Raw genomic sequence first — 5095 nt, 5'->3', positions numbered from 1 at the left:
TTCGCCAGATTTGGATACAGTTAGATTTAAACCCTCAATTCCTGTAATGCTAATTTCTCGAACCGTTTTCCCATTTGACACCGCCTCAAATGAGAGACCATAACCTTGAAGACGGTAGTCTCCAATAGTATCCTCCGAAAAGCGAGAATACTGCCCTTGCCGACCTCCAGGTCTAAGTTTATTAACTGTCAGAGATGAGGTTTCTCTCACTTTCCTAGATTTAGGAATGTCGCTGCTACCTTTTTCCACACCATTCTTTAATTGGGTTGCCTTTTTATACTCCTCAAGANNCCCAATGCTTCGTTGAGTTTATCATAGGCTTCCTTGAGTTTTTGGACTTGTTCTGGATTTTCAGTGCTGGTCTTCAGTTCTTGGAGGAGATGATGGATTTTGTCCGATAAAGGATAGCTCCCCTGACCATTTGTGTAGTCTGTAGCTTCCTCCGCTGTTTCCTTGGTTTCTTGATTTTCTGCTGGTGCTGGCGTGGCAGGAGGGGTTAGTTGCCCTCTACGCCCTCGTCCTCGTCTAGGAGTTGGGCTTGGTTCACTCTGAGTCACACCACTTCCTTCTCCAAGCTCAGCTGGGGATGTGAGTCCACCTGCCAAAGCCTTGTTGACTTCCTCAGTCAAGGTTTTCATGGCTTGAACTTGGGCATTGACCTCCTCTTGACTAGAGTTTGGATTTTCAAGAACAGCCTTAGCTCTTGCTAGACCTGCTTCTACACGAGCGTGGAGTTCTTTCATAGAGTCCAGTGTCAGATTGGCAAGTAAAGCTTGTAGACTGGTTTGTGCAGACTCGGCAAGTGACTTATCTACAGTAGGACGGCTTGCTTCTTCTGCTTGTTTTTCTCCCTTGCCTTCTTCGCTATCTTTTACTAGAGACTTGTTTTTATCTGAAGCCTCTTGGTTTTCTCGATTGCCTTGGATAGGTTGCTCTGGCTGACTAGGGTCTGTATCAGGAGTTTCTTCACTTAGCTCTTCAGATACCCCCCCCCGAGGAATCGCTTACAAGGGCGCTGGTTCTAGTCGTTCCGCTTTCTGTCGCTGGAGAAATCTCAGGCGTTTGTGCCTGTACTGTCCCGTTGGCAAAAAACATCAGCGCCGCAACGGCAACGCTAGCAGCACCGAAGTGGTACTTCCTTATCGAATAACGAAAAACCTTCTCCCCTTTGTGGTTTCCTTCATATTTTTGTTTCATTCTTTCTTCCTTCCTTTTTCTATTTGATTTCTTCTGTATAGTCTAGTGCGATCCAGCCCCTACCTGACTTCAACAAACCCCAAGTATAGCCATCTGCTTCTTCTACCTGCATGATGGTAAAAGTCCCAAGAGGACAAAAACCTTTGTCAGGATAAGCCAGACCTGGGCCTGTTCGGATGTAGAGGTCATCATCCACCACACGCACTAGGCGCTGTCCATCCCCATCTCGAGGCTGTTCCTCTTTTGAAACTTGGAAACTATCTCCAGCAAGAATCTCAGCTGCCATCCGGATGAGCCGATTGAGATCAATCCCACCAGGGCAATCTGTAGCTGTAAATTCTTGATGAGGATGGATGGTCTCACGATTGATTGGTAAATTATAACGATTACAAATATCTGCAATCAAACGTGCTGAGTTCCAGTAGGTTTCCTCTGCAATAGTCCAGTCAGGTTCCCCACGGTTATTTAAGTGTTCAATACCAATCGAACGCTGATTGACTTCATAGTTGCCAGCATGATAGGCAACGCTCTCTTCACCAACACACCCCCATATCTTATCAGGAGTCACCTGATAGTGAGCAGATGTGCCATGACCTGTAGAGACATACCAAGTACTTCTAGCCCCCTCATCACTCAGCCCACCATTATGGTGGATGACAATAGTATCAATATCAAGGCGATTTTGATCGCTATTCATGATTTCCTCATCCACATCTGTGATAAGTCCTGAAAACAAATCGCCATTCACTCTTTTTGTCGCAAGCATTCTCCTCTCCTAGTCATTCTCTACCTTATCTTCTACCTGAGGATAAAGAGTCGTTCCCCAAATAGAAATCGTCCGCTTACGCACTAGTGGCAAATCGGTTTTTTCATAAACCGTACGCCACCATTCCCAGGCAAGTCCGGTACACTCTCTAATTTTGACAGAGAGATTGCGAACATTCCCTTTTAAAGGAATACTAGTGGTAAAGTGAGCCGTCAAATCCTGCCCATTTCTGTCCCAAGCCTTAGGAGTCAAGACTTCCTTACCTTGATTATCATAGGATAATTCATCCCAAGTAATGTAATATTGGGCAACATAGGCACCACTATGATCCAGCAGTAAATCTCCGTTTCTGTAAGCTGTCACCTTAGTCTCAACATAGTCTGTACTGTTTTGAAAGGTCGCAACTACATTGTCCCGTAAAAAAGAAGTTGTATAGGAAATCGGCAAACCTGGATGATCTGCTGTAAAGCGACTGCCTTCTTGAATCAAGTCCTCTACCATATCCACCTTGCCTGTTACAACTCGGGCACCCGAACTCGGGTCGCCCCCTAAAATAACTGCCTTCACTTCTGTATTGTCCAAAATCTGCTTCCACTCTGTCTGAGGAGCCACCTTGACTCCTTTTATCAAAGCTTCAAAAGCAGCCTCTACTTCATCACTCTTACTCGTAGTTTCCAACTTGAGATAAACCTGACGCCCGTAAGCAACACTCGAAATATAGACCAAAGGACGATCGGCAGAAATTCCTCTCTGCCTCAAATCCTCTACCGTTACAGTATCTTGAAATACATCTCCTGGATTTTTAACAGCATCTACGCTAACTGTATAATAAATCTGCTTAAAATTAACAATCTGAATCTGCTTTTCGCCCGAATGGACAGAATTAAAATCAATATCAAGAGAATTCCCTGTCTTTTCAAAGTCAGAACCAAACTTGACCTTGAGTTGTTCCATGCTGTGAGCCGTGATTTTTTCATACTGCATTCTAGCTGGGACATTATTGACCTGACCATAATCTTGATGCCACTTGGCCAACAAATCATTTACCGCTCCGCGAACACTTGAATTGCTGGGATCTTCTACTTGGAGAAAGCTATCACTACTTGCCAAACCAGGCAAATCAATACTATAAGTCATCGGAGCACGATCGACCGCAAGAAGAGTGGGATTATTCTCTAACAAGGTCTCATCCACTACGAGAAGTGCTCCAGGATAGAGGCGACTGTCGTTGGTAGCTGTCACAGAAATATCACTTGTATTTGTCGACAGGCTCCGCTTCTTTCTTTCGATAACAACAAACTCATCGGGTAGCTGATTCCCCTCTTTGATGAAACGATTTTCAATACTTTCTCCCTGATGGGTCAAGAGTTTCTTTTTATCGTAATCCATAGCTAGTATAAAGTCATTTACTGCTTTATTTGTCATCTTCTACCTCCTAATAAGTTCCTGGATTGAGTTGCATAAACTCAGACTTGTTCAGCGAAATCAGCCGTGGTTGGACTAAGTGATCCAAAATTTCCTCGTATAATTCTTCTGAGACATTGCGTCGCCGTCTGGCTAGATAGGAAGTCGGAATGATCGTATTATCCAACATAAATACCTTATCTAAGTCGATCAAGGTTGGTCTTGTAAAAGGATTACGAGCTAGATCTGGCTCTTCTATCATAAAATTCTTGACCAAACGTCTGGTCAAGAGAGCTGGTTTGAAGGTCTGATTTTTAACCAACTCTTTGTTTTTAGTCGTGCTGTTGTCAATACAGATATACATATGATTCTTCACAGCCAAATCGCTACTAATAGTCGGAAAAGGCAAATAAAGAGCTACAACATCTCCTCTCTTAATCAAGCAAGAGCACCCCCTTTTCTCCTAATGTAACATAGACAGGATTGACCAAGTCTTCTGATTGACTCAGTGCTTCCAAAGTTTGAGTTTGGCGCGCTGTCAATTTAGTAGCATCTTGTCTCTTCAATACAAAATGCTTGTCGCCAATCACCTTGACACTATAATCCTTCTCCAAAGCTGACTGGTAAATCCACATCAGATCTTGTCTGTCCTGAGAACTCAAGAGAGAAGGAGTTTCAAGCCTCCCGACAGCCTGATAAAAATCAAAAACAGGAGCCAACTCCTGCCAATCTGACTGGCTAGTTGTCAAGGCTAGAAAAAGGGCTTTGCGAGCTGATACTTCTTGGTTAGCCTTGAGAGTTACTTTTCCCTCCAAGTTTTTTAGAAATTGGGAAACTCCAGAAAGCAAATCTTTCTCTAACTGCGAGAAATAAAAACCTTGCCTTCCCAGACATAAGTCTCTCAAGTCGCTTTCTCTAGCAAATAAGAGTTCAAACAGTTGATAATAAAAGAAAAATATCTGGCACTTAGTTGCGCTCATCTTTTCCTTATCGGCTTCTTTTTTTAACCAGAGCAAGGGCAATAGGTAGCTGGATTGATACATTTCCTCCACCTCCTATTCTTTTTTCTCTGGAGCATCTGCACTAGCTGCCACTTCTTTTGACTGGATACTTTCCCACTGGTTGATTTCCTCTGAGATAAGACCTTCGCATGTCTTGACAAATAGGGCAAAAGCCTTGGTTTTTCCTGCATACTTCTCTGTTTGACATTGATAGAGGAATTTTTCTCTCTCCAGGAGTTGCGCAGTTTTTTGGTAAGAAATCCAGTGTTCCTTGGCATTATACAAATTGAGAATCCCCTCACACAGCAAGCCTAGACTGGACAAGGCAACCGAAATCAAACGGTAGCGATCACCTGGCATAGGAATAGCACAAAAGACAGCTATGAGGAAACCTGCCACGATTTCTGTTATTTTTAATACCTTATAGCGTCTACGATGTTGAACGCTTTTCTTTAAAAAATGAGCTATCTGTACGTCCAATCGATCTGTCAGGTACATTTCTTCTGGTGTCATATTCGTAACCCCTTTTTATCTATTCATTCTATTCAAAAAACTAGGGTAACTGTCTAGTAGGCTTAGCAATTATTAATCATTTTGTCATGTTTTTTAGGAAAGGAAGTTTCATGTTTACATCTAGCGGAAAAGATCGTTTCTCCTACTAGCAAAGTTCACCTAGTTTAATTATTATATCATAATCGGGACAAAAAAACTTACTTACTTACTTACT

7 protein-coding genes are annotated in these 5095 nt (G+C 42.8%); all 7 read right to left on the bottom strand.

All coding sequences use genetic code 11. The features are described from left to right. On the bottom strand, positions 1–249 hold a 249-nt coding region (locus tag HT711_RS11115), incomplete at its 3' end, for a hypothetical protein (RefSeq protein ID WP_205403212.1). A gap of 729 nt (positions 250–978) precedes the next feature. Then, positions 979–1197, bottom strand: coding sequence for a YSIRK-type signal peptide-containing protein (locus HT711_RS09955; protein WP_173250104.1), 219 nt, complete (start codon positions 1195–1197; stop codon positions 979–981). A 19-nt stretch (positions 1198–1216) separates the two neighbouring features. Beyond that, on the bottom strand, positions 1217–1963 hold the full coding sequence (locus HT711_RS09950; protein ID WP_173250101.1) for a peptidoglycan recognition family protein: 747 nt from the start codon (positions 1961–1963) through the stop codon (positions 1217–1219). A gap of 9 nt (positions 1964–1972) precedes the next feature. Continuing rightward, positions 1973–3388, bottom strand: coding sequence for a cholesterol-dependent cytolysin pneumolysin (gene ply / locus HT711_RS09945; RefSeq protein WP_173214609.1), 1416 nt, complete (start codon positions 3386–3388; stop codon positions 1973–1975). Positions 3389–3398: 10 nt separating this feature from the next. Further along, a complete protein-coding gene (locus HT711_RS09940; protein WP_240149009.1) occupies positions 3399–3809 on the bottom strand; it encodes a hypothetical protein in 411 nt (136 codons plus the stop codon). Beyond that, a complete protein-coding gene (locus HT711_RS09935) occupies positions 3802–4410 on the bottom strand; it encodes a hypothetical protein (RefSeq protein WP_173250099.1) in 609 nt (202 codons plus the stop codon). Before HT711_RS09935 ends, HT711_RS09940 begins: the two co-directional genes overlap by 8 nt. A 12-nt stretch (positions 4411–4422) precedes the next feature. Then, the gene (locus HT711_RS09930; RefSeq protein ID WP_031222784.1) at positions 4423–4881 is read right to left on the bottom strand and encodes a DUF4231 domain-containing protein; all 459 of its coding nucleotides are present in this window, start codon (positions 4879–4881) and stop codon (positions 4423–4425) included. Between the last annotated feature and the right edge of the window lie 214 nt (positions 4882–5095).

Source organism: Streptococcus sp. 1032 (assembly GCF_013277015.1).
GTDB lineage: Bacteria > Bacillota > Bacilli > Lactobacillales > Streptococcaceae > Streptococcus.
Note: the sequence above shows the minus strand (reverse complement) of the source record. Positions and strands in the feature narration are given on the sequence as shown.